At 56.7% G+C, this 19,960-nt stretch carries 18 protein-coding genes and 2 tRNA genes; 8 read left to right on the top strand and 12 right to left on the bottom strand.

The window, feature by feature from the left end; all coding sequences use genetic code 11:
- Positions 1-5 precede the first annotated feature (5 nt).
- Entirely contained in the window at positions 6-587 is a 582-nt protein-coding gene (locus N5C09_RS20300) for a fimbrial protein (RefSeq protein WP_193528307.1), read from the bottom strand.
- A gap of 1,097 nt (positions 588-1,684) precedes the next feature.
- Here N5C09_RS20300 and lldP point away from each other — a divergent pair.
- The 5 genes from lldP to trmL all read left to right on the top strand — a co-directional run bounded on the left by lldP (position 1,685) and on the right by trmL (position 7,336).
- The gene (gene lldP / locus N5C09_RS20305) at positions 1,685-3,340 is read left to right on the top strand and encodes an L-lactate permease (RefSeq protein ID WP_279749760.1); all 1,656 of its coding nucleotides are present in this window, start codon (positions 1,685-1,687) and stop codon (positions 3,338-3,340) included.
- Positions 3,337-4,110, top strand: a complete 774-nt coding sequence (gene lldR / locus N5C09_RS20310; protein WP_063865871.1) for a transcriptional regulator LldR — start codon at positions 3,337-3,339, stop codon at positions 4,108-4,110. Before lldP ends, lldR begins: the two co-directional genes overlap by 4 nt.
- Positions 4,107-5,294 (top strand): FMN-dependent L-lactate dehydrogenase LldD, encoded by a 1,188-nt coding sequence (gene lldD / locus N5C09_RS20315; protein ID WP_063865875.1) that lies wholly within the window; start codon positions 4,107-4,109, stop codon positions 5,292-5,294. Before lldR ends, lldD begins: the two co-directional genes overlap by 4 nt.
- Positions 5,295-5,475: 181 nt before the next feature.
- On the top strand, positions 5,476-6,816 hold the full coding sequence (locus N5C09_RS20320) for an aromatic acid/H+ symport family MFS transporter (RefSeq protein WP_279749761.1): 1,341 nt from the start codon (positions 5,476-5,478) through the stop codon (positions 6,814-6,816).
- A gap of 46 nt (positions 6,817-6,862) precedes the next feature.
- Positions 6,863-7,336 (top strand): tRNA (uridine(34)/cytosine(34)/5-carboxymethylaminomethyluridine(34)-2'-O)-methyltransferase TrmL, encoded by a 474-nt coding sequence (gene trmL, locus N5C09_RS20325; RefSeq protein ID WP_022649772.1) that lies wholly within the window; start codon positions 6,863-6,865, stop codon positions 7,334-7,336.
- Between the two features lie 38 nt (positions 7,337-7,374).
- On the opposite strand, the gene ilvC is transcribed toward trmL, so the two are convergent.
- Positions 7,375-8,850, bottom strand: a complete 1,476-nt coding sequence (ilvC, locus tag N5C09_RS20330) for a ketol-acid reductoisomerase (RefSeq protein ID WP_063865878.1) — start codon at positions 8,848-8,850, stop codon at positions 7,375-7,377.
- Positions 8,851-9,002: 152 nt separating this feature from the next.
- Between ilvC and ilvY the strand changes: the two genes are divergently transcribed.
- The gene (gene ilvY / locus N5C09_RS20335) at positions 9,003-9,893 is read left to right on the top strand and encodes an HTH-type transcriptional activator IlvY (RefSeq protein WP_063449990.1); all 891 of its coding nucleotides are present in this window, start codon (positions 9,003-9,005) and stop codon (positions 9,891-9,893) included.
- Here ilvY and ilvA read toward each other — a convergent pair.
- The 7 genes from ilvA to ilvL form a co-directional block, all read right to left on the bottom strand.
- Positions 9,890-11,434 (bottom strand): threonine ammonia-lyase, biosynthetic, encoded by a 1,545-nt coding sequence (gene ilvA / locus N5C09_RS20340; protein WP_279749765.1) that lies wholly within the window; start codon positions 11,432-11,434, stop codon positions 9,890-9,892. The two genes, ilvY and ilvA, sit on opposite strands and share 4 nt — an antisense overlap.
- Positions 11,435-11,436: 2 nt before the next feature.
- On the bottom strand, positions 11,437-13,287 hold the full coding sequence (gene ilvD / locus N5C09_RS20345) for a dihydroxy-acid dehydratase (protein WP_279749763.1): 1,851 nt from the start codon (positions 13,285-13,287) through the stop codon (positions 11,437-11,439).
- A gap of 60 nt (positions 13,288-13,347) precedes the next feature.
- Positions 13,348-14,277 carry a branched-chain-amino-acid transaminase gene (gene ilvE, locus N5C09_RS20350; protein ID WP_279749764.1) on the bottom strand — a complete coding sequence of 310 codons (930 nt, stop codon included), beginning with the start codon at positions 14,275-14,277 and terminating at the stop codon, positions 13,348-13,350.
- Between the two features lie 18 nt (positions 14,278-14,295).
- Positions 14,296-14,559, bottom strand: coding sequence for an acetolactate synthase 2 small subunit (ilvM, locus tag N5C09_RS20355; protein ID WP_003860184.1), 264 nt, complete (start codon positions 14,557-14,559; stop codon positions 14,296-14,298).
- Positions 14,556-16,202 carry an acetolactate synthase 2 catalytic subunit gene (ilvG, locus tag N5C09_RS20360; protein WP_131638041.1) on the bottom strand — a complete coding sequence of 549 codons (1,647 nt, stop codon included), beginning with the start codon at positions 16,200-16,202 and terminating at the stop codon, positions 14,556-14,558. Before ilvG ends, ilvM begins: the two co-directional genes overlap by 4 nt.
- Positions 16,203-16,204: 2 nt before the next feature.
- A complete protein-coding gene (gene ilvX, locus N5C09_RS20365; RefSeq protein ID WP_166792073.1) occupies positions 16,205-16,255 on the bottom strand; it encodes a peptide IlvX in 51 nt (16 codons plus the stop codon).
- 86 nt (positions 16,256-16,341) lie between these two features.
- The gene (gene ilvL, locus N5C09_RS20370; RefSeq protein ID WP_001311244.1) at positions 16,342-16,440 is read right to left on the bottom strand and encodes an ilv operon leader peptide; all 99 of its coding nucleotides are present in this window, start codon (positions 16,438-16,440) and stop codon (positions 16,342-16,344) included.
- A 338-nt stretch (positions 16,441-16,778) separates the two neighbouring features.
- On the opposite strand from ilvL, the gene N5C09_RS20375 reads away from it, so the two are divergent.
- Entirely contained in the window at positions 16,779-18,299 is a 1,521-nt protein-coding gene (locus tag N5C09_RS20375; protein WP_112793164.1) for a YifB family Mg chelatase-like AAA ATPase, read from the top strand.
- Positions 18,300-18,326: 27 nt separating this feature from the next.
- Here N5C09_RS20375 and N5C09_RS20380 read toward each other — a convergent pair whose 3' ends face one another.
- The gene (locus N5C09_RS20380; RefSeq protein WP_006808641.1) at positions 18,327-18,665 is read right to left on the bottom strand and encodes a DUF413 domain-containing protein; all 339 of its coding nucleotides are present in this window, start codon (positions 18,663-18,665) and stop codon (positions 18,327-18,329) included.
- A 118-nt stretch (positions 18,666-18,783) separates the two neighbouring features.
- On the opposite strand from N5C09_RS20380, the gene hdfR reads away from it, so the two are divergent.
- A complete protein-coding gene (gene hdfR, locus N5C09_RS20385; RefSeq protein WP_063449988.1) occupies positions 18,784-19,605 on the top strand; it encodes an HTH-type transcriptional regulator HdfR in 822 nt (273 codons plus the stop codon).
- Between the two features lie 99 nt (positions 19,606-19,704).
- Here the strand turns inward: hdfR and N5C09_RS20390 are convergent.
- Positions 19,705-19,780 (bottom strand) — tRNA-Trp (locus N5C09_RS20390).
- Between the two features lie 53 nt (positions 19,781-19,833).
- A tRNA-Asp gene (locus N5C09_RS20395) sits at positions 19,834-19,910 on the bottom strand.
- Positions 19,911-19,960 lie beyond the last annotated feature (50 nt).

Raw genomic sequence — 19,960 nt, forward strand, 5'->3', positions numbered from 1 at the left:
TGAAATCAGTTATAAACCATCAGGAAGTTAGACACGGCGTTCACATCGCCCGCGTTGATTTCCGCTCCATCTTTGTCCAGTGCGGCATAGAACGTTAATTCTGCATTGCCTTCACCATCTGGTGCGGTGGTTTTTGAAACCGTGCCCGGTTTAATAGAGGTGCTGCGATCGCTGTTATAAAGCTTCACCCCGACGCCCGTCGCCATCCCCGTACCCGGCGTGACCTGTAACAGCGTGTCATCCTGCGCATCTTTATTGCCGTCAAACAGCACCGCAACGGATTCAACCGCTGGCGGACAATTTTCTACGTTGATTTTGAACTCACGTGGTGTGGTTTCGACGTGCTCATCGAAGTAGTTTTTCGCCCATGCCCCAAGGTCTACCGTTTTGTTTTTTGACGCTGGAGTAATATCACAGGAAATAAGGGTAATTTTGCCAGTGAAGTTGATTACCCCGCCCGTGCTCTGCGTACCTGCGCCTGTATCCAGATTAGTATTAACACCTGAATCATTGCTTGCCAGTACCGATTGAGAAGATAACAGCAGCCCCGCCGCAGCAATCGCCAGCGCCACATTTTTGATTTTCATTTGAAAGCAAACCCCTCTGTACATTAAACAGATTTAGAATTGTCGTGCCAAATACGGTCATTGCTATAAGGAATTAAAACGTCACAAAAGGGTACAAATAGAGGTGGTGACGCGACCTCATAGAATAACGTGGGGTCCATCCCGGTGTGGTAATCCATTTATTTTCTTTGACCCATACGCATTTATTCCCCAACAGAGGAATAGCTTCAGGCAGAAAATAACAATGAATACATTAAGGTTAAAAAAGAACGTCATTTCTTTTGTAACGCAGCATCTTCATAAATAGTAAATCAAATGCTCTATAACGTCTACGCACCAAAAGGCGTGCAGCATCGCTTATAACTCATTTAAAGTTAACATTAAAACAACAAATTTAACCTGTTTTCCTCACGTCCCACACTATTAGTGCCCTTCTAATCCCCTTTCTAAATTAAAAAAAGAGTTGACTGATCAATGTTTGATCAATTTATTTCGGATTATTATTAGAAGGAAACGTTGAACCGGGATGCCATGCTTAGACATTATTCTGCGAAATCAGCCAAACGCAGGATATTTCCTTATTGATCAGCAATTGATCGTTTGTAATACGCTGTTAAAATCTATATGTGAAATTTATCTTAATTAAAATTTTTTGCTACATATTGGATTTCGCATTTTTACCTAAAAAAAATTTATATTTCTCTGAAATCCGCCATTTTATCTACACGTTAACCATCAATTACACACTTAATATAAACAAAAATATATCTCACTGTTAACCTAAGTTCCGCATTGATGCTTTTTTATTATCGTCTTTAACACGCCACATCCGCTCCGATTGATGAAAAGATGTGCAGCCCGCTGCTACGGCCCGCGCCGCAAACGGACGGACGGCACGAGCCTTTTGGTCCTACCAATGCGCTTTAAAGCGAACCACCGTTCACAGTTTTACTGCTTCACTTCACAAAACCATTGCTGAATAGCAACACTTGATTAACCATTCATTACCATAACCCCTACAACACAAAATTGGATGGACCACTTTTACGCAGACTGTGACGCAGAGTTGAGCGGAGACTCACCCGCAACCCAGGCTGTGTGGTCCTCAGGAGACCTGCATGAGCCTCTGGCAACAAAACTATGACCCAGCCGGGAATATCTGGCTGTCGAGCCTGATCGCATCGCTACCGATCCTGTTCTTCTTCTTTGCGCTGATTAAGCTCAAGCTGAAGGGCTATCTTGCGGCGACGTATACCGTTGCCATCGCCCTGCTGGTGGCGCTGTTCTTCTATAAAATGCCGGTCGATCGCGCGCTGACCTCCGTGGTGTATGGTTTCTTCTACGGCCTGTGGCCGATTGCGTGGATCATCATCGCCGCGGTCTTTGTCTACAAAATCTCGGTCAAAACCGGGCAGTTCGACATTATTCGTTCGTCGATCCTCTCTATTACCCCGGACCAGCGTTTACAGATGCTGATAGTCGGCTTCTCCTTCGGGGCGTTCCTTGAAGGCGCGGCAGGATTCGGCGCGCCGGTAGCGATTACCGCCGCGCTGCTGGTCGGGTTGGGCTTTAACCCGCTGTATGCCGCTGGCCTGTGCCTGATTGTGAACACTGCGCCGGTGGCGTTTGGCGCGATGGGCATTCCGATTCTGGTTGCGGGTCAGGTGACCGGGCTGGACAGCTTCGAGATTGGCCAGATGGTGGGCCGTCAGCTGCCGTTCCTGACCATTATCGTACTGTTCTGGATCATGGCGATTATGGACGGCTGGCGCGGCGTGAAGGAGACCTGGCCTGCGGTGATGGTGGCAGGCGGTTCGTTCGCCATTGCCCAGTACCTCAGCTCAAACTTCCTCGGCCCGGAACTGCCGGACATCATCTCTTCCCTGGTGTCGCTGGTCTGTCTGACGCTGTTCCTGAAGCGCTGGCAGCCGGTACGTATCTTCCGCTTTGCGGACATGGGCGCATCGCACGTGGATCAGACCCTCGCCCGCACCGGCTATACCGCCGGGCAGATCGTCCGCGCGTGGTCGCCGTTCCTGTTCCTGACCGCCACCGTGACGCTGTGGAGCATACCGCCGTTTAAGGCGCTGTTCGCCCCGGGCGGCGCGCTGTACGACATGGTGATTAACATCTCCGTGCCGTTCCTCGACAAGATGGTCGCCCGTATGCCGCCGGTGGTGCACGACGCCACGCCGTATGCGGCTGTGTTTAAGTTTGACTGGTTCTCCGCCACCGGCACGGCCATCCTGTTTGCGGCTATCCTTTCCGTGATATGGCTGCGCATGAAGCCTGCCGCCGCGGTGCAGACTTTTGCGGCAACGATTAAAGAGCTGATGCTGCCGATCTACTCCATCGGCATGGTGCTGGCGTTCGCGTTTATCTCGAACTACTCCGGCCTGTCGTCGACGCTGGCGTTAGCGCTGGCGCACACCGGGCACGCATTCACCTTCTTCTCGCCGTTCCTCGGCTGGCTGGGAGTGTTCCTGACCGGTTCCGATACGTCGTCTAACGCCCTGTTTGCCGCCTTACAGGCCACGGCCGCACAGCAGATTGGCGTTTCTGACGTCCTGCTTGTGGCAGCAAACACGACGGGCGGCGTAACCGGGAAGATGATCTCGCCGCAGTCCATCGCCATTGCCTGTGCCGCGGTGGGACTGGTAGGAAAAGAGTCAGATCTGTTCCGCTTTACCGTTAAACACAGCCTGATATTTACCTGCATGGTGGGCGTGATCACCACATTGCAGGCCTATGTCTTAACCTGGATGATTCCATGATAGTGATGCCCAGACGCCTTTCCGACGAGATTGCCACTCGCGTGCGGGCGCTGATTGAAGAACAACAGCTGGAGGCGGGCATGAGATTGCCCGCCGAACGCCAGCTTGCCGCCCAGCTTGGCGTGTCGCGCAATTCACTGCGCGAGGCGCTGGCAACGCTGGTCAGCGAAGGTGTGCTGCTGAGCCGTCGCGGCGGCGGCACTTTCGTGCGCTGGCAGCATGATGACTGGTCCGAACAAAACATCGTTCAGCCGCTGAAAACGCTGATGGAAAACGACCCGGACTACAGCTTTGACATCCTCGAAGCGCGTCACGCCATCGAGACCAGCACCGCGTGGCACGCGGCGATGCGGGCGACCGACGCCGACAAAGAGAAGCTCAAAGCCTGTTTTGACGCCACGCAAAGCAGCGACCCGGATATCGCCTCGCAGGCCGACGTGCGTTTTCATCTGGCGATTGCCGAGGCGTCCCATAACGTCGTGCTGCTGCAAACCATGCGCGGGTTCTTCGACCTGCTGCAATCCTCCGTGAAGCAGAGCCGCCAGCGCATGTATCTGGTCCCGCCGGTCTTCGCTCAGCTGACCGAACAGCATGAAGCCGTGCTCAACGCCATTCTTGCCGGCGATGCCGAGGCCGCGCGTAAAGCGATGATGGCGCATCTCGGGTTCGTGCACACCACCATTAAACGATTCGATGAAGATCAGGCCCGACAGGCGCGTATTACCCGTCTGCCTGGCGAGAGTGATATTTCCAGGGAGAACAAAGCATGATTATTTCAGCAGCCAGTGACTATCGCGCCGCGGCGCAGCGCATTTTGCCGCCGTTCCTGTTCCACTACATTGACGGCGGGGCTTACGCCGAATATACCCTGCGCCGTAACGTGGAGGATCTCTCTGAGGTGGCCCTGCGCCAGCGTGTGCTGAAGAATATGTCTGACCTGAGCCTTGAGACAAAGCTGTTTAACGAAACGCTCTCCATGCCGGTGGCGCTTGCGCCCGTTGGCTTATGCGGCATGTACGCCCGCCGGGGCGAAGTGCAGGCTGCCGCCGCAGCGGATGCCAAAGGCATTCCATTTACGCTTTCTACCGTCTCAGTCTGCCCGATTGAAGAGGTCGCGCCGACCCTCAAGCGCCCGATGTGGTTCCAGCTGTACGTCCTGCGCGATCGCGGCTTTATGCGTAACGCGCTGGAGCGCGCCAAAGCGGCGGGCTGCTCAACGCTGGTCTTTACCGTCGATATGCCCACGCCCGGCGCCCGCTACCGCGACGCCCACTCCGGCATGAGCGGCCCGAACGCCGCGATGCGCCGCTACTGGCAGGCGGTGACGCATCCGCAGTGGGCGTGGGATGTGGGGCTGAACGGCCGTCCGCACGATCTGGGAAATATTTCGGCCTACCTGGGTAAACCGACCGGGCTGGAAGATTACATCGGCTGGCTGGCGAATAACTTCGATCCGTCGATCTCATGGAAGGACCTGGAGTGGATCCGCGAATTCTGGGATGGCCCGATGGTGATCAAAGGGATCCTCGATCCGGAAGATGCCCGCGACGCGGTGCGTTTCGGCGCCGACGGGATCGTCGTTTCTAACCACGGCGGACGCCAGCTCGACGGGGTGCTCTCTTCCGCTCGCGCGCTGCCCGCCATTGCCGATGCGGTGAAGGGCGATATTGCGATCCTGGCCGACAGCGGTATTCGTAACGGGCTGGACGTGGTGCGCATGATTGCGCTGGGCGCAGACAGCGTGCTGCTGGGCCGCGCGTACCTCTATGCCCTGGCCACCAGCGGTCAGGCGGGCGTGGCGAACCTGCTGAACCTGATCGAGAAAGAGATGAAGGTGGCGATGACCCTGACCGGTGCGAAGTCGATTAGCGAAATCAGTAAGGATTCGCTGGTACAGGAGCTGAGTAAACTACCGGCGGCGCTGGCTCCGCTGTCACATGGCGACGCGGCCTGATCTTCTCCCGTTACCCCACCTTTTCCCTGCGCCCGGTTTTCCCCTCGGGCGCTTTTTTTTGTCGAAAATAACACCTACGTAACATTCTGGATAAGAAAATTTGACACACCCTGCCCCTCCGCAATTGTATAGACAAGCAAATACAAGAACACAAAAACAACATCACATCGGAGAGGCGCATATGACGTATTCAGGTCGGGTGGATATTCAACAGGTGATCGATGAAAGTCCCTTTTCAGGGTTTCACTGGCTTCTTATTGTGCTGGGCTTTCTGGTGCTGGCGATCGATGGGTTCGATACCGCAGCGATGGGTTACATTGCGCCTACGCTGTCGGCGGAGTGGGGAATAGATAAACAGGATCTGGGGCCGGTGCTGAGTGCGGCGCTGTTGGGGCTGTCGCTGGGGGCGCTTATTGCAGGTCCGGTATCGGACCGCATGGGACGCAAGCGCGTGCTGGTCTTTTCGTGTCTGTTCTTCGGCCTGGCGAGCCTGGGTACGGCCTGGGCGCAAAGCCTGAATACGCTGACGCTGTGGCGATTTCTGACGGGCCTCGGGCTGGGTGCCGCAATGCCTAACGCCATCACGCTGATCTCGGAGTTTGCTCCCCAGCGCTGCCGCGCCATGGCGATCAATACCATGTACTGCGGCTTTCCGCTGGGTGCGGCGGGCGGCGGGGCGATCTCTTCCTGGCTTATCCCTCACCACGGCTGGCGAAGCGTACTGCTGACCGGCGCGATTGCGCCGCTGATTTTAACCGTGCTGCTGGCGCTGCTGCTGCCGGAATCGGTGAAGTTTCTGGTTCAGCGCGGGAAAGACGTCGCGCAGGTTCGCCGCATCGCCAGCCGGTTCGCCCGCAGCACGCTCGATAGCGTCACGGGCTTTTTCCTGGCGGAAGAAAAGGTGGCGTCTAAAAAAGGGAGCGTGGCACAGCTTTTTTCCATGCCCTGGCTACCCGGTACCCTGATGCTGTGGGTCACCTATTTTATGGGGCTGGTCATTTACTACGTCCTGCTTAGCTGGATGCCGACGCTGATGCAGGGGATGGGCTATGCGCTGGTGGAGTCCGCCTGGCTGACCTCCCTGTTTACCTTCGGCGGTACCGCAGGCATTCTGCTCGCCGGCTGGATGATGGACCGCTGGGAAGCGCATAAGGTGGTCGCGGGTGGTTTCGTGCTGACGATGGGCCTTATTCTTTTACTGGGCATTGAGCATAACCATATCGTCATGTTTGGCGGGCTGATATTCCTGATGGGGATCGCCATGAACGGCGCGCAGTCAGGCATGCAAACTTTGGCCGCTACCTTTTACCCTACCGAGTGCCGCGCGACGGGTATCGCCTGGATGCAGGGGATCGGCCGCTTCGGTGGCGTGGCGGGCACCATGACCAGCGCCCAGCTTCTTTCCATGCAGTGGCAGGCAGACAGTATTTTAATGATCCTCAGCGTGCCCGCTCTGGTGGCTGCGGCGGCGACCTGCTACAAAATGCTGCGTTGCCGTATACAGGAACCGGGCGTCGCGTAGTCCCTCTCTTTTCTGCTATTCTGCCCCCCGCAATTAAGGGGGCAGCATGCTTAACATCGTCTTATTCGAACCAGAAATCCCACCCAATACCGGCAATATCATCCGCCTGTGCGCCAACACCGGTTTTCGTCTGCACATCATTGAGCCGATGGGCTTCACGTGGGACGACAAACGCCTGCGCCGCGCGGGGCTGGACTACCATGAGTTTACTGCCGTCGTTCGTCATCACGATTACGCCGCGTTTCTGGACGCCGAGAAGCCGCAGCGCATGTTCGCCCTGACCACCAAAGGTACGCCAGCGCACAGCGCCGTAAGCTATCAGGACGGGGATTATCTGATGTTTGGTCCGGAAACCCGCGGCCTGCCGGCCACCATTCTGGATGCCCTGCCAGCCGAGCAAAAAATTCGTATTCCGATGATGCCGGACAGCCGCAGCATGAACCTGTCGAATGCGGTGTCGGTGGTGGTGTATGAGGCGTGGCGCCAGCTGGGATATCCCGGCGCGATACTGCGTAGCTGAAACACTTCGGGTGGCTTGCGCCACCCGATTCGTCGTATTTAGCCTGCTACCGCGATGCGTTTCATATCGGTCATGTAGCCGCGCAGTTTCTGGCCCACTTTCTCGATTTCATGGCTGCGAATCGCTTCGTTTACGTCACGCAGCTGCGCGTTATCAACCGCACCTTCCGCAATCGCTTTGCCCAGATCGCCTGCTTGCAGGGTAGTCATGAACTCTTTCAGCAGCGGCACGCATGCGTAAGAGAACAGGTAGTTACCGTACTCGGCGGTATCGGAGATCACCACGTTCATTTCGTACAGACGCTTACGGGCGATAGTGTTCGCAATCAGCGGCAGTTCGTGCAGTGATTCATAGTACGCCGACTCTTCGATGATGCCGGAATCCACCATGGTTTCGAACGCCAGCTCAACGCCTGCTTTCACCATTGCGATCATCAGTACGCCTTTATCGAAGTACTCCTGCTCGGTGATTTTGCCATCGTACTGCGGTGCGGTTTCGAACGCGGTTTTACCGGTCTCTTCGCGCCAGGTCAGCAGTTTTTTGTCGTCATTCGCCCAGTCCGCCATCATGCCGGAAGAGAACTCGCCGGAGATGATGTCGTCCATGTGTTTCTGGAACAGCGGCGCCATGATGGTTTTCAGCTGTTCAGAGAGTGCGAACGCGCGCAGTTTTGCCGGGTTGGACAGGCGGTCCATCATCAGCGTAATGCCGCCCTGCTTCAGCGCTTCGGTGATGGTTTCCCAGCCGAACTGAATCAGTTTTTCTGCATAGGCCGGATCGGTACCTTCTTCCACCAGCTTGTCGAAGCACAGCAGAGAGCCGGCCTGGAGCATACCGCACAGAATGGTCTGCTCGCCCATCAGGTCAGATTTCACTTCCGCAACGAAGGAAGATTCCAGCACGCCCGCACGGTGGCCGCCGGTGGCCGCTGCCCAGGCTTTGGCAATCGCCATGCCTTCGCCTTTCGGATCGTTTTCCGGGTGAACTGCGATAAGCGTCGGTACGCCGAAGCCACGCTTGTACTCTTCACGCACTTCCGTACCCGGGCACTTCGGCGCCACCATCACTACGGTGATGTCTTTACGGATCTGCTCGCCCACTTCAACGATGTTGAAGCCGTGGGAGTAACCCAGCGCGGCGCCGTCTTTCATCAGCGGCTGAACGGAACGCACAACGTCAGAGTGCTGCTTGTCCGGCGTCAGGTTCACCACCAGATCCGCCTGCGGGATCAGCTCTTCGTAGGTACCCACCTTAAAGCCGTTTTCGGTCGCTTTGCGCCAGGAGGCACGCTTTTCAGCAATCGCTTCTTTACGCAGGGCGTAGGAGATATCCAGCCCGGAGTCACGCATGTTCAGGCCCTGGTTCAGGCCCTGTGCGCCACAGCCGACGATGACCACTTTTTTACCCTGAAGGTAGCTCGCGCCATCGGCAAATTCATCGCGCGCCATGAAGCGGCATTTGCCCAGCTGCGCCAGCTGCTGGCGCAAGTTCAGTGTATTAAAGTAGTTAGCCATGGGTAATACCTCGTGATGTTGTGTGTCTTATTGTTCGGTTCGCGTTTCAGCGAGAATGTACCCACATTACAACAGGAAATTTATTGCGGAAATTGATATATTCACAACGTCACATTGCAATTTTTGCAATGAAAAAAGAGGGAGTGGAATCGGTGGATTTACGCGATCTAAAAATGTTCCTGCACCTGGCGGAAAGCCGTCACTTTGGCCGCAGCGCCCGGGCGATGCACGTCAGCCCCTCCACGCTTTCGCGCCAGATCCAGCGCCTTGAGGAAGACCTCGGCCAGCCGCTTTTCGTGCGCGATAACCGTACCGTTACCCTTACGGAAGCGGGCGACGAGCTGCGGGTTTTTGCCCAACAAACCTTGTTGCAGTACCAGCAGCTGCGGCACACCATCGACCAGAAGGGGCCGTCGCTCTCTGGTGAGCTCCATATTTTCTGCTCCGTAACGGCAGCCTATAGCCATCTTCCTCCCATTCTTGACCGCTTCCGCGCGGAGCATCCGTCGGTTGAAATTAAACTCACTACCGGCGATGCCGCCGACGCCATGGAAAAAGTCGTGACCGGTGAAGCGGATCTGGCCATTGCCGGGAAGCCCGAAACGCTGCCGGGCGCGGTGGCGTTCTCGATGCTGGAGAATCTGGCGGTGGTGCTGATTGCTCCGGCGCTGCCCTGCCCGGTGCGTAATCAGATATCTGTTGAGAAACCGGACTGGTCCACGGTGCCGTTTATCATGGCCGATCAGGGCCCGGTGCGCCGCCGCATTGAGCTGTGGTTCCGCCGCCAGAAAATCAGCAACCCGTCGATTTACGCCACGGTGGGCGGACATGAGGCGATGGTCTCAATGGTAGCGCTCGGCTGCGGCGTGGCGCTGCTGCCGGAAGTGGTGCTGGAAAACAGCCCGGAGCCGGTGCGCAACCGCGTGATGATTCTGGAGCGCAGCGACGAAAAAACGCCGTTTGAGCTTGGCGTATGTGCGCAAAAAAAGCGGCTGCATGAGCCGCTTATTGATGCGTTCTGGAAGATATTGCCGAACCACTAGCCTGCCAGAAAGAACCTGAACGCCGGGTTGTGGGTTTCGTCATGACATTCATAGCCCAGTTCGTTCAGGCGCGTTTCAAAATCCGGCTCGTGCTCGCCCAGCTCGAACGCCGCCAGCACGCGGCCATAGTCGGTGCCGTGGCTACGGTAGTGGAACAGGGAGATGTTCCAGTGCGTGCCCAGCGTGTGCAGGAACTTGAGCAGCGCGCCCGGTGATTCCGGGAACTCGAAGCTGAACAGGCGTTCCTGGAGCGGTTTCGAGGGACGCCCGCCGACCATATAGCGCACGTGCAGCTTCGCCATTTCATCGTCGGAGAGATCGACCACGCTGTAGCCGCCTTCATGCAGCAGGCTGAGGATCTCTTTACGCTCCTCCACGCCCCGGCTCAGACGCACGCCGACAAAAATGCAGGCATCTTTCGCATCGGCAAAGCGGTAGTTGAACTCCGTTACCGAACGACCGCCCAGCAGCTGGCAGAACTTCAGGAAGCTGCCCTTCTCTTCCGGAATGGTCACCGCCAGCAGCGCTTCACGCTGTTCGCCCAGCTCGCAGCGCTCGGAAACGTAGCGCAGGCCATGGAAGTTCACGTTGGCACCCGACAGCACGTGCGCCAGACGCTCGCCGCGGACGTGGTGCTGGGCGATGTATTTTTTCATCCCCGCCAGCGCCAGCGCGCCGGACGGCTCCGCCACCGCACGTACATCTTCGAACAGATCTTTCATTGCCGCGCAGATGGCGTCGCTGTCGACGGTGACGATATCGTCCAGATACTCCTGGCACAGACGGAACGTTTCATCGCCAATGCGCTTCACCGCCACGCCCTCGGCAAACAGACCGACGCGCGGCAGATCCACCGGACGTCCGGCGTCCAACGCCGCCTTCAGGCAGGCAGAGTCTTCCGCTTCAACTGCAATCACCTTGATCTGCGGCATTAGCTGTTTGATCAGCACCGCCACGCCTGCCGCCAGCCCGCCGCCGCCCACCGGGACGAAGACGCGGTCGAGATGGGCATCCTGCTGCAACAGCTCCAGCGCCAGCGTGCCCTGCCCGGCAATCACCATCGGGTGGTCGAACGGCGGCACCCAGGTGAAGCCCTGCTGCTGCGCCAGCTCAATCGCTTTGGCTTTGGCTTCGTCAAAGTTCGCGCCGTGGAGCAGCACTTCCCCGCCAAAACCGCGCACCGCGTCGACTTTGATATCCGCGGTGGCAACCGGCATCACGATCAGCGCCTTCAGCCCTAAACGGGCCGAGGAGAACGCCACGCCCTGCGCGTGGTTGCCCGCCGACGCGGTAATGACGCCGCGTGCTTTCTGCTCATCAGTCAGCCCCGCCATCATCGCGTAGGCACCGCGCAGCTTAAAGCTGTGCACCGGCTGGCGGTCCTCGCGCTTCACCAGAATGACGTTGTCGAGGCGCGAGGAGAGTTTTTCCATTTTTTGCAGGGGCGTGACCTGCACGGCTTCATAGACCGGTGCGCGTAGCACCGCTCTCAGGTATTCCGCCCCCTCAGGGGCGGCGGATAAGGGTTGTGACTCGGCCATCATTAGCCCCCAAGTTTAGATTTATCGCGCACCGCGCCTTTATCTGCACTGGTTGCAAGGCTCGCGTAGGCGCGCAGGGCGAAGGAGACTTCACGCTGGCGATCTTTCGGCGTCCAGGCTTTGTCGCCGCGCGCTTCCTGCGCTTCACGACGGGCCGCAATCTCCTGATCGCTCAGCTTCAGCTGAATGCCGCGATTCGGAATGTCGATTTCGATCAGGTCGCCATCTTCGATGATCGCGATGTTGCCGCCGCTTGCCGCTTCCGGTGAGACGTGGCCGATGGAGAGACCAGACGTGCCGCCGGAGAAACGACCGTCGGTGATCAGCGCGCAGGCTTTACCGAGGCCCATCGATTTCAGGAAGGTGGTCGGGTAGAGCATCTCCTGCATGCCCGGACCGCCTTTCGGCCCTTCGTAGCGAATGACAACCACGTCGCCTTCCACCACTTTGCCGCCGAGGATAGCTTCTACCGCCTCGTCCTGGCTTTCGTACACTTTCGCCGGACCGGTGAATTTCAGGATACTGTCGTCCACGCCTGCGGTTTTCACGATGCAGCCGTTTTCCGCAAAGTTACCGTACAGCACGGCCAGACCACCGTCTTTACTGTAGGCGTGCTCCAGCGAGCGGATGCAGCCTTCAGCGCGGTCGTCATCCAGCGTGTCCCAGCGGCAATCCTGCGAGAACGCCTGGGTGGTGCGAATACCCGCCGGACCGGCGCGGAACATCTTTTTCACCGCGTCGTCTTTGGTCAGCATCACGTCGTACTGTTCCAGCGATTCCGGCAGCGTCAGGCCGAGGACGTTTTTCACGTCGCGGTTCAGCAGCCCGGCGCGATCCAGCTCGCCAAGGATACCGATGACGCCACCCGCACGGTGCACGTCTTCCATGTGGTACTTCTGGGTACTCGGCGCGACTTTACACAGCTGCGGCACTTTGCGGGAGAGCTTGTCGATGTCGCTCATGGTGAAGTCGATTTCGGCTTCCTGCGCGGCGGCCAGCAGATGCAGAACGGTGTTGGTGGAGCCGCCCATGGCGATATCCAGCGTCATGGCGTTTTCGAACGCCGCTTTACTGGCGATATTGCGCGGCAGCGCGCTGGCATCGTCCTGCTCGTAGTAGCGTTTGGTCAGCTCAACGATACGTTTACCGGCGTTGAGGAACAGCTGCTTACGGTCGGCGTGGGTCGCCAGCAGCGAGCCGTTGCCCGGCTGAGAAAGGCCCAGCGCTTCGGTCAGGCAGTTCATGGAGTTGGCCGTGAACATGCCGGAACAGGAGCCGCAGGTCGGGCACGCGGAGCGTTCCACCTGATCGCTCTGCTCGTCAGAGACTTTCGGGTCTGCGCCCTGGATCATCGCATCGACCAGGTCGAGCTTGATGATTTTGTCGGAGAGCTTGGTTTTACCCGCCTCCATCGGACCACCGGAGACGAAGATCACCGGAATGTTCAGGCGCAGGGAAGCCATCAGCATCCCCGGGGTGATTTTGTCGCAGTTGGAGATACAGACCATCGCATCGGCGCAATGGGCATTGACCATATACTCCACCGAGTCGGCGATCAGCTCGCGCGACGGCAGTGAATAGAGCATTCCCCCGTGGCCCATTGCGATACCGTCATCCACCGCAATGGTGTTGAACTCTTTCGCCACGCCGCCGGAGGCTTCGATTTGCTCGGCAACCAGCTTACCGAGATCGCGCAGATGCACGTGGCCCGGTACAAACTGGGTGAAGGAGTTCACCACGGCGATAATTGGCTTGCCGAAATCGGCGTCGGTCATTCCGGTGGCGCGCCACAATGCGCGGGCACCCGCCATGTTACGGCCATGGGTGGTGGTGGCTGAACGATACTTAGGCATGCTTTATTGACTCCCGTCTGACTATTTAATGGGACGGTGCGTGCCGTCCCACATTTATATTTAGTGATTAACCTGATCCAACCAGCCGTATTTGTCTTCTGTTTCGCCGGTGAAGAGGCCGAAGAAGGCTTGCTGGATGCGTTTGGTCACCGGACCACAGCGGCCTTCACCCACCTGAATACCGTCGACGCTGCGAACCGGCGTGATTTCAGCCGCGGTACCGGACATGAACACTTCGTCTGCCAGGTAGAGGGATTCGCGGGACAGCACCTGCTCACGCACTTCGATACCCAGATCTTTCGCCAGCTTGATGATGGCGTCGCGGGTGATACCCGGCAGCGCGGAAGAGGTGAACGGCGGGGTAAACAGAATGCCGTCTTTTACTTCAAACAGGTTTTCGCCCGCGCCTTCAGAGATGTAGCCGTTCACGTCGAGTGCGATGCCTTCCTGATAGCCGTGGCGGCGCGCTTCGCTGCCGACCAGCAGTGAGGAGAGGTAGTTACCGCCCGCTTTAGCGGCGGTCGGGATGGTGTTTGGCGCCACGCGGTTCCAGGAAGAAACCATTGCGTCGATCCCCTGATCCAGTGCTTCTGCGCCCAGGTAGGCGCCCCACGGGAACGCAGCAATGATCACATCAGTGTTGTAACCGGCCGGCGGGTTCACGCCCATGCCCACATCACCCATGAAGACCAGCGGACGAATATAGGCGCTGGTCAGTTTGTTCTGGCGAATCACTTCGCGGCAGGCTTCCATCAGCTCATCAACGCTTTGAGAGACCGGGAAACGATAAATTTTGGCTGAGTCATGCAGACGCTGCATGTGTTCGCGATGGCGGAACACCACTGGCCCTTTGTGAGAATCGTAGCAACGGATGCCTTCAAACACGGAGGTACCGTAGTGCAGCGCGTGGGACATCACGTGAACTTTCGCGTCTTCCCAGCGAACCATCTCCCCATTGAACCAAATGTAATCAGCTTTTTTTGTCGTCATTTTTTCGTCCTGTCACGCTTAAGCGCGGATTTGTTGTGATGTGGTTGTGCTCTGGCAGATGGCAACATGGGCAACGTCTACCAGCTTTGATAACTGACTAAACAGTAAGTCGACCGGCCGCGGGCTGGCAACGGTTAATTCGATACTGATGTTCTGCGCGTCGGTGGCCGTTTCCATATTCATAGAGCAAATCTGAAAGCCACGGTGACGGACCACGCGCAATACGCGTTCTAACGTTTCCGGGTTGAAGCGAGCCTGCACGGCGACCTGATGTTGCATCATGATAATTTCTCCAGCATTTGTGAGTTACTGGCACCGGGCGGTACCAACGGCCAGACGTTCTCAAGCTCGTCGATTGAGACATGAAGCAGGTATGGCCCTTCGCTTGACAGCATGGTGTCGAGTGCCGCTTCAACCTGGTCTTTACGGGTGATGTGCTGGCCAGGAATGCCGAAGGCACTGGCCAGGGTGAGGAAATCGGGGTTATCGGTCAGGGTTGTTTCGCTGTAACGCTCCTGGAAGAACAGCTGCTGCCACTGGCGAACCATCCCTAAACGCTGGTTATCGAGCAACACGATCTTCAGCGGTAACTGCTTGCGCTTCACGGTGCCGAGCTCCTGAACGTTCATCATGAAGGAGCCGTCACCGGAGATACAGATCACGGTATCGTTCGGGCGGGCCACCTGTGCGCCTACGGCTGCCGGCAGGCCAAAGCCCATTGTGCCTAAGCCGCTGGAGGTGATGAAGTTCTCCGGGCGGGTGTAGGTCATGTGCTGGGCTGACCACATCTGATGCTGGCCCACATCCGTCGTCACCACGCTGTCGGCGGGTTTACGGTCGGACAACTGCTTCAACAGCAGCGGCGCGTAGATGGCATCGCCTGGGTGATCGTAACGCCAGGCATGCTCAGCGCGCATATCTGCGGTGTGCTGACGCCATGCGTTGATATCCAGCGGCTGCTCCAGCGCCGGTAACAGCGCGTTAAGATCGCCCTGCAACGCCACGTGCGCCTGACGCAGTTTGTTCATCTCCGCCGGATCGATATCCATATGAATCACTTTGGCGTTCGGCGCGAAGGTATTCAGCTTGCCGGTGACGCGGTCGTCGAAACGGGCGCCTGCGACGATAAGCAAGTCGCACTCCTGCACCGCCAGGTTTGCCGCTTTGGTGCCGTGCATTCCCAGCATGCCGAGGTAATACGGGTAGTCCGCGTCGACTGCGCCCAGGCCTTTCAGGGTACAGGTGGCGGGCATTTGCGTGGTCGCAATGAACGCGCGAAGCGCCGGAACAGCCTGCGCCATACCCACCCCGCCGCCGACGTACAGCATCGGCTGCTTCGCCTGCGCCATCATCTGACGCGCCTCTTCAACGTCTGCATGCGGAAATGCATCGTCGCTTTTCACGGTGGAGAAATGCGGCTCCAGATCGCCAGGTGCAACCTGGATATCTTTCGGGATATCCACCAGAACCGGGCCAGGACGGCCAGAGCTGGCAACCTCGAACGCTTCGGCCATCACGCGCGGCAGCTCTTCGAGGGACTGAACGAGGAAGCTGTGCTTAGTACAGGCCAGCGATAAACCGAGCACGTCCACTTCCTGGAAGGCATCGGTGCCGATGAACGGTGAGGCCACCTGGCCGGTGATCGCCACCACGGGAACGGAATCGAGCAGTGCGTCAGCGAGGCCGGTGATCAGGTTCGTTGCGCCAGGGCCCGAGGTTGCCATACAGACGCCGGTTTTACCGGTGGCACGGGCATAGCCGATGGCGGCCATCGCTGCGCCCTGCTCGTGCCGGCACAACAGGTGTTCCACGCCGCCGTCATACAGTGCATCGTAAATCGGCATAATTGCGCCACCCGGATAACCGAATACGGTTTCAACTCCCTGCGCGCGCAACGCATGTACTACCCATTGTGCCCCATTCATAGTCAGTTCCCCGTCATAAATCTGGAGAAACAGAATTTTGTGCTAGTCGTCATTCTCTGCTCCTCATTTAAGTTTTTTAGTCATAAAAAAACCCCCGGACCTTTCGGTGCGGGGGTCTTAGTTCGTTAAGGCTTGATTCTTAAGCCTTTCCTCGTCCAAGTGCAGCCCCGCACGGTGGGATAATAATCACCACCACGCTAATCACGACCAGGCTAATCACTCGTAGAAGGGCTGTCATTTTCAGTTCTTTTTGCATCTTGTTCGAAGGAATACCTAAAGAGTTACCACAGATATTTCATCTGACACAAGATTTTTTTATGACCCATTTCTTTAGCACGCGAACTATTTATTTGAAAAGTGTTGTTTTATATAGGGAAAAAATAGAAATGAAGATTTTTCATTTTTTTCCTGATTCTTCAGGCAAGGCACGCATGATTTCTTTTTTGCGAGGCGGCTTCCGCCAGCATGTAACGTTTACATTTTGCTGCTAAAAGGCAGGAACGCGCGTCGTAAATCAGCGATTTAACGCTAAACAGAAAAACGCGAGACTGGCATAGTCACCGCCAAGGAGGGCTTATGTCACTGTCAGTTGTTTATACACGCGCGGCTATCGGAGTGAAGGCCCCGCTCATCTCTGTAGAGGTTCATTTAAGCAATGGCCTGCCCGGATTGACGCTGGTCGGCTTACCGGAAACCACCGTTAAAGAGGCGAGGGATCGTGTGCGCAGCGCCATTATCAATAGCGGTTATGCTTTTCCCGCGAAGAAGATCACCATCAACCTGGCGCCCGCCGATTTGCCAAAGGAGGGTGGGCGATATGATTTACCTATTGCTATAGCGCTTCTCGCGGCTTCTGAACAGCTCAACACGACAGGGCTAAGCTCGTGCGAGTTCGTGGGTGAATTAGCGCTTACAGGCGCGTTAAGAGGCGTTCCCGGTGCAATATCGGGTGCGCTTGAAGCCATACGTGCGGGAAGACAAATCATTGTAGCCAATGAAAACGCCTCTGAAGTAAGCCTTATCGCCGAAAAGGGGTGCCTGATTGCGGGACATTTGCAGGAGGTTTGCGCCTGGCTGGAAGGCCGACACGAGCTTGCCGAACCGCAGGAGAAGGAGGAGGAGCCGCCAGATTCAACTGAGGATCTCAGCGATATTATGGGTCAGGACCAGGGTAAGCGGGCGTTAGAGATCACTGCCGCGGGCGGGCATAACCTGTTACTGATAGGTCCGCCGGGCACGGGGAAAACGATGCTGGCGAGCAGGTTGAGCGGCCTGCTGCCCCCCCTCAATAATCACGAAGCGCTGGAAAGCGCCGCGATATTTAGCCTGGTCAGTTCTACGTCGTTGCATAAACAGTGGCGCCGCCGACCTTTCCGCTCGCCGCACCACAGTGCGTCTCTTACCGCGATGGTGGGCGGAGGGTCGATTCCCGGACCGGGTGAAATCTCTCTGGCGCACAACGGCATTCTGTTCCTGGATGAACTGCCTGAGTTTGAACGCCGCGTGCTGGATGCATTGCGGGAGCCGATTGAATCCGGCGAGATCCATCTCTCTCGTACACGCGCCAAAATAAGCTACCCTGCGCAGTTTCAGCTGGTCGCCGCGATGAACCCTAGCCCAACGGGCCATTATCAGGGTAACCATAACCGCTGTACACCGGAGCAGACGCTGCGCTATCTGAGTAAGCTGTCCGGGCCCTTTCTCGATCGTTTTGATTTATCTCTGGAGATCCCCCTGCCACCGCCCGGTCTGTTGAGGCAAAGCGGTATTAGAGGCGAAAGCTCAGCAGCGGTACGCGAACGGGTTATTGCGGCACAGGCGCGGCAGTATGCTCGACAGAACAGGCTGAATGCCCGGCTGGATAACGCCGGGATCCGACAGTTTTGTTCTCTTAATGCCGAAGATGCAGGCTGGCTGGAAGAGACGCTGACGCGGTTTGGACTATCCATTCGCGCGTGGCAGCGTTTGTTGAAGGTCGCGCGCACCGTCGCCGACGTAGAAGGCTGCCCCGGAATTGAGAGGCGACATTTGCAGGAGGCATTAAGCTACCGTGCGATCGATCGGCTGCTGCTGCATCTGCAAAAAATGCTGGCGTAAAAAAAGGGGCCGTAGCCCCTTCTCTTCTTAATCGTCAGACTCGGTGTAGTCTTCTGCACCTTCCATCTGCGGCTTACCGCCAGACAGCGTATGGAAACGCTTAGGACGCTTGATGCGAGCCATATACTTGATCCATACACGTTCTGCATCAGACTGCGGCTCACGCTCACCACGGCAAACAGAGACAAACTGTTTTTCATCTTCGGTTGCCGGTTCACGTTTACCCAGATCCAGCTCGTTGAAGGCATAACCATGGCGCTCAAGAAGTTGAGCTTCTTTGATAGTGAAATCGCCGTGACGAGAGAACCCGCGCGGATAATGTTTATTGTCGAAAAAACGATTAGTCGTCGTAAAGCTTTCCGCCATCCTACACGCTCCTAATTCTTTGGCCGAGCTATTTATGGCGCGGAGTATTAGTTACGCTTGACAGAGTGTAAAACAAAACATTTAAATCATAACGACAAATAATTTTGTGGAGAAAGATGTGGATACGGAATTGCTAAAAACTTTCCTCGAAGTGAGCAGAACGCGACACTTTGGGCGAGCAGCTGAAGCCCTCTACCTGACGCAGTCAGCAGTCAGTTTTCGTATTCGACAACTGGAAAATCAACTGGGTGTGAATCTTTTTACCCGTCATCGCAACAATATCCGCTTAACGCCAGCCGGTGAAAAACTGCTGCCGTATGCAGAAACCTTGATGAATACCTGGCAGGCGGCGCGAAAGGAGGTTGCGCACACCTCCCGGCACAATGAATTCTCGATCGGTGCCAGCGCATCACTGTGGGAATGCATGCTCAGCCAGTGGCTTATGCGGCTATATCGTACACATAATCATCTGCAATTTGAGGCGAGGATTGCGCAACGTCAGTCGCTGGTTAAGCAACTCCACGAACGTCAGCTGGATCTGCTGATCACCACAGAAGCCCCCAAGATGGACGAATTTAGCAGCCAGATTGTTGGGCAGTTCAGTCTGGCGCTTTATGCATCGGAGCCTGCAATGATGAAGGCTGACCTTAATTATTTACGCCTGGAATGGGGACCTGACTTTCAGCAGCATGAGACGGGGTTAATTGCCAGCGATGATATCCCGCAGCTCACGACAAGCTCTGCGGAGATCGCCTGCCAGCAACTTCCCGCACTGAAGGGTTGCACGTGGCTACCTGTTCGCTGGGCGGATAATAAATCTGCACTCCACGTTGTTACCGATTCGACGACGCTCTCCAGGCCGCTGTATGCCATTTGGCTGCAAAACAGCGACAAGCAATCGCAGATAAAAGATCTGTTAAAAACCAGCATACTGGATTAACGCAAAAGCCTGCGGAGACGCAGGCTGCTTAGTCTTCAGAAGGGATTTCAGCCGTTTTGCAGGCAAAAAAAATCCTTTGCCGAAGCAAAGGATTCTATATGGCAGGGGCGGAGAGACTCGAACTCGCGACACCCGGTTTTGGAGACCGGTGCTCTACCAACTGAGCTACGCCCCTAAAGTTTTTTGCCATTAAGCCTGCCGGGAGGGCAGGCTTAATGTCTTAATAAGTGGCGGAACGGACGGGACTCGAACCCGCGACCCCCTGCGTGACAGGCAGGTATTCTAACCGACTGAACTACCGCTCCACCGAATACTTCTGTAACCACCGGATTAATGCACCGGCTTGATACTTAAT

Source organism: Enterobacter sp. GD03975 (genome assembly GCF_029838645.1).
Classification (GTDB): domain Bacteria; phylum Pseudomonadota; class Gammaproteobacteria; order Enterobacterales; family Enterobacteriaceae; genus Enterobacter; species Enterobacter quasihormaechei.

Bases quoted from the DNA above. Each gene is read 5' to 3' on its own strand.
- N5C09_RS20380 (WP_006808641.1), bottom strand. From the start codon at position 18,665: ATGGCGGAAAGCTTTACGACGACTAATCGTTTTTTCGACAATAAACAT.
- N5C09_RS20300 (WP_193528307.1), bottom strand. From the start codon at position 587: ATGAAAATCAAAAATGTGGCGCTGGCGATTGCTGCGGCGGGGCTGCTG.
- N5C09_RS20320 (WP_279749761.1), top strand. From the start codon at position 5,476: ATGACGTATTCAGGTCGGGTGGATATTCAACAGGTGATCGATGAAAGT.
- lldR (WP_063865871.1), top strand. From the start codon at position 3,337: ATGATAGTGATGCCCAGACGCCTTTCCGACGAGATTGCCACTCGCGTG.
- ilvM (WP_003860184.1), bottom strand. From the start codon at position 14,559: ATGATGCAACATCAGGTCGCCGTGCAGGCTCGCTTCAACCCGGAAACG.
- lldP (WP_279749760.1), top strand. From the start codon at position 1,685: ATGAGCCTCTGGCAACAAAACTATGACCCAGCCGGGAATATCTGGCTG.
- ilvA (WP_279749765.1), bottom strand. From the start codon at position 11,434: ATGGCCGAGTCACAACCCTTATCCGCCGCCCCTGAGGGGGCGGAATAC.
- N5C09_RS20375 (WP_112793164.1), top strand. From the start codon at position 16,779: ATGTCACTGTCAGTTGTTTATACACGCGCGGCTATCGGAGTGAAGGCC.
- trmL (WP_022649772.1), top strand. From the start codon at position 6,863: ATGCTTAACATCGTCTTATTCGAACCAGAAATCCCACCCAATACCGGC.
- ilvE (WP_279749764.1), bottom strand. From the start codon at position 14,277: ATGACGACAAAAAAAGCTGATTACATTTGGTTCAATGGGGAGATGGTT.
- ilvL (WP_001311244.1), bottom strand. From the start codon at position 16,440: ATGACAGCCCTTCTACGAGTGATTAGCCTGGTCGTGATTAGCGTGGTG.
- ilvD (WP_279749763.1), bottom strand. From the start codon at position 13,287: ATGCCTAAGTATCGTTCAGCCACCACCACCCATGGCCGTAACATGGCG.
- lldD (WP_063865875.1), top strand. From the start codon at position 4,107: ATGATTATTTCAGCAGCCAGTGACTATCGCGCCGCGGCGCAGCGCATT.
- ilvC (WP_063865878.1), bottom strand. From the start codon at position 8,850: ATGGCTAACTACTTTAATACACTGAACTTGCGCCAGCAGCTGGCGCAG.
- ilvG (WP_131638041.1), bottom strand. From the start codon at position 16,202: ATGAATGGGGCACAATGGGTAGTACATGCGTTGCGCGCGCAGGGAGTT.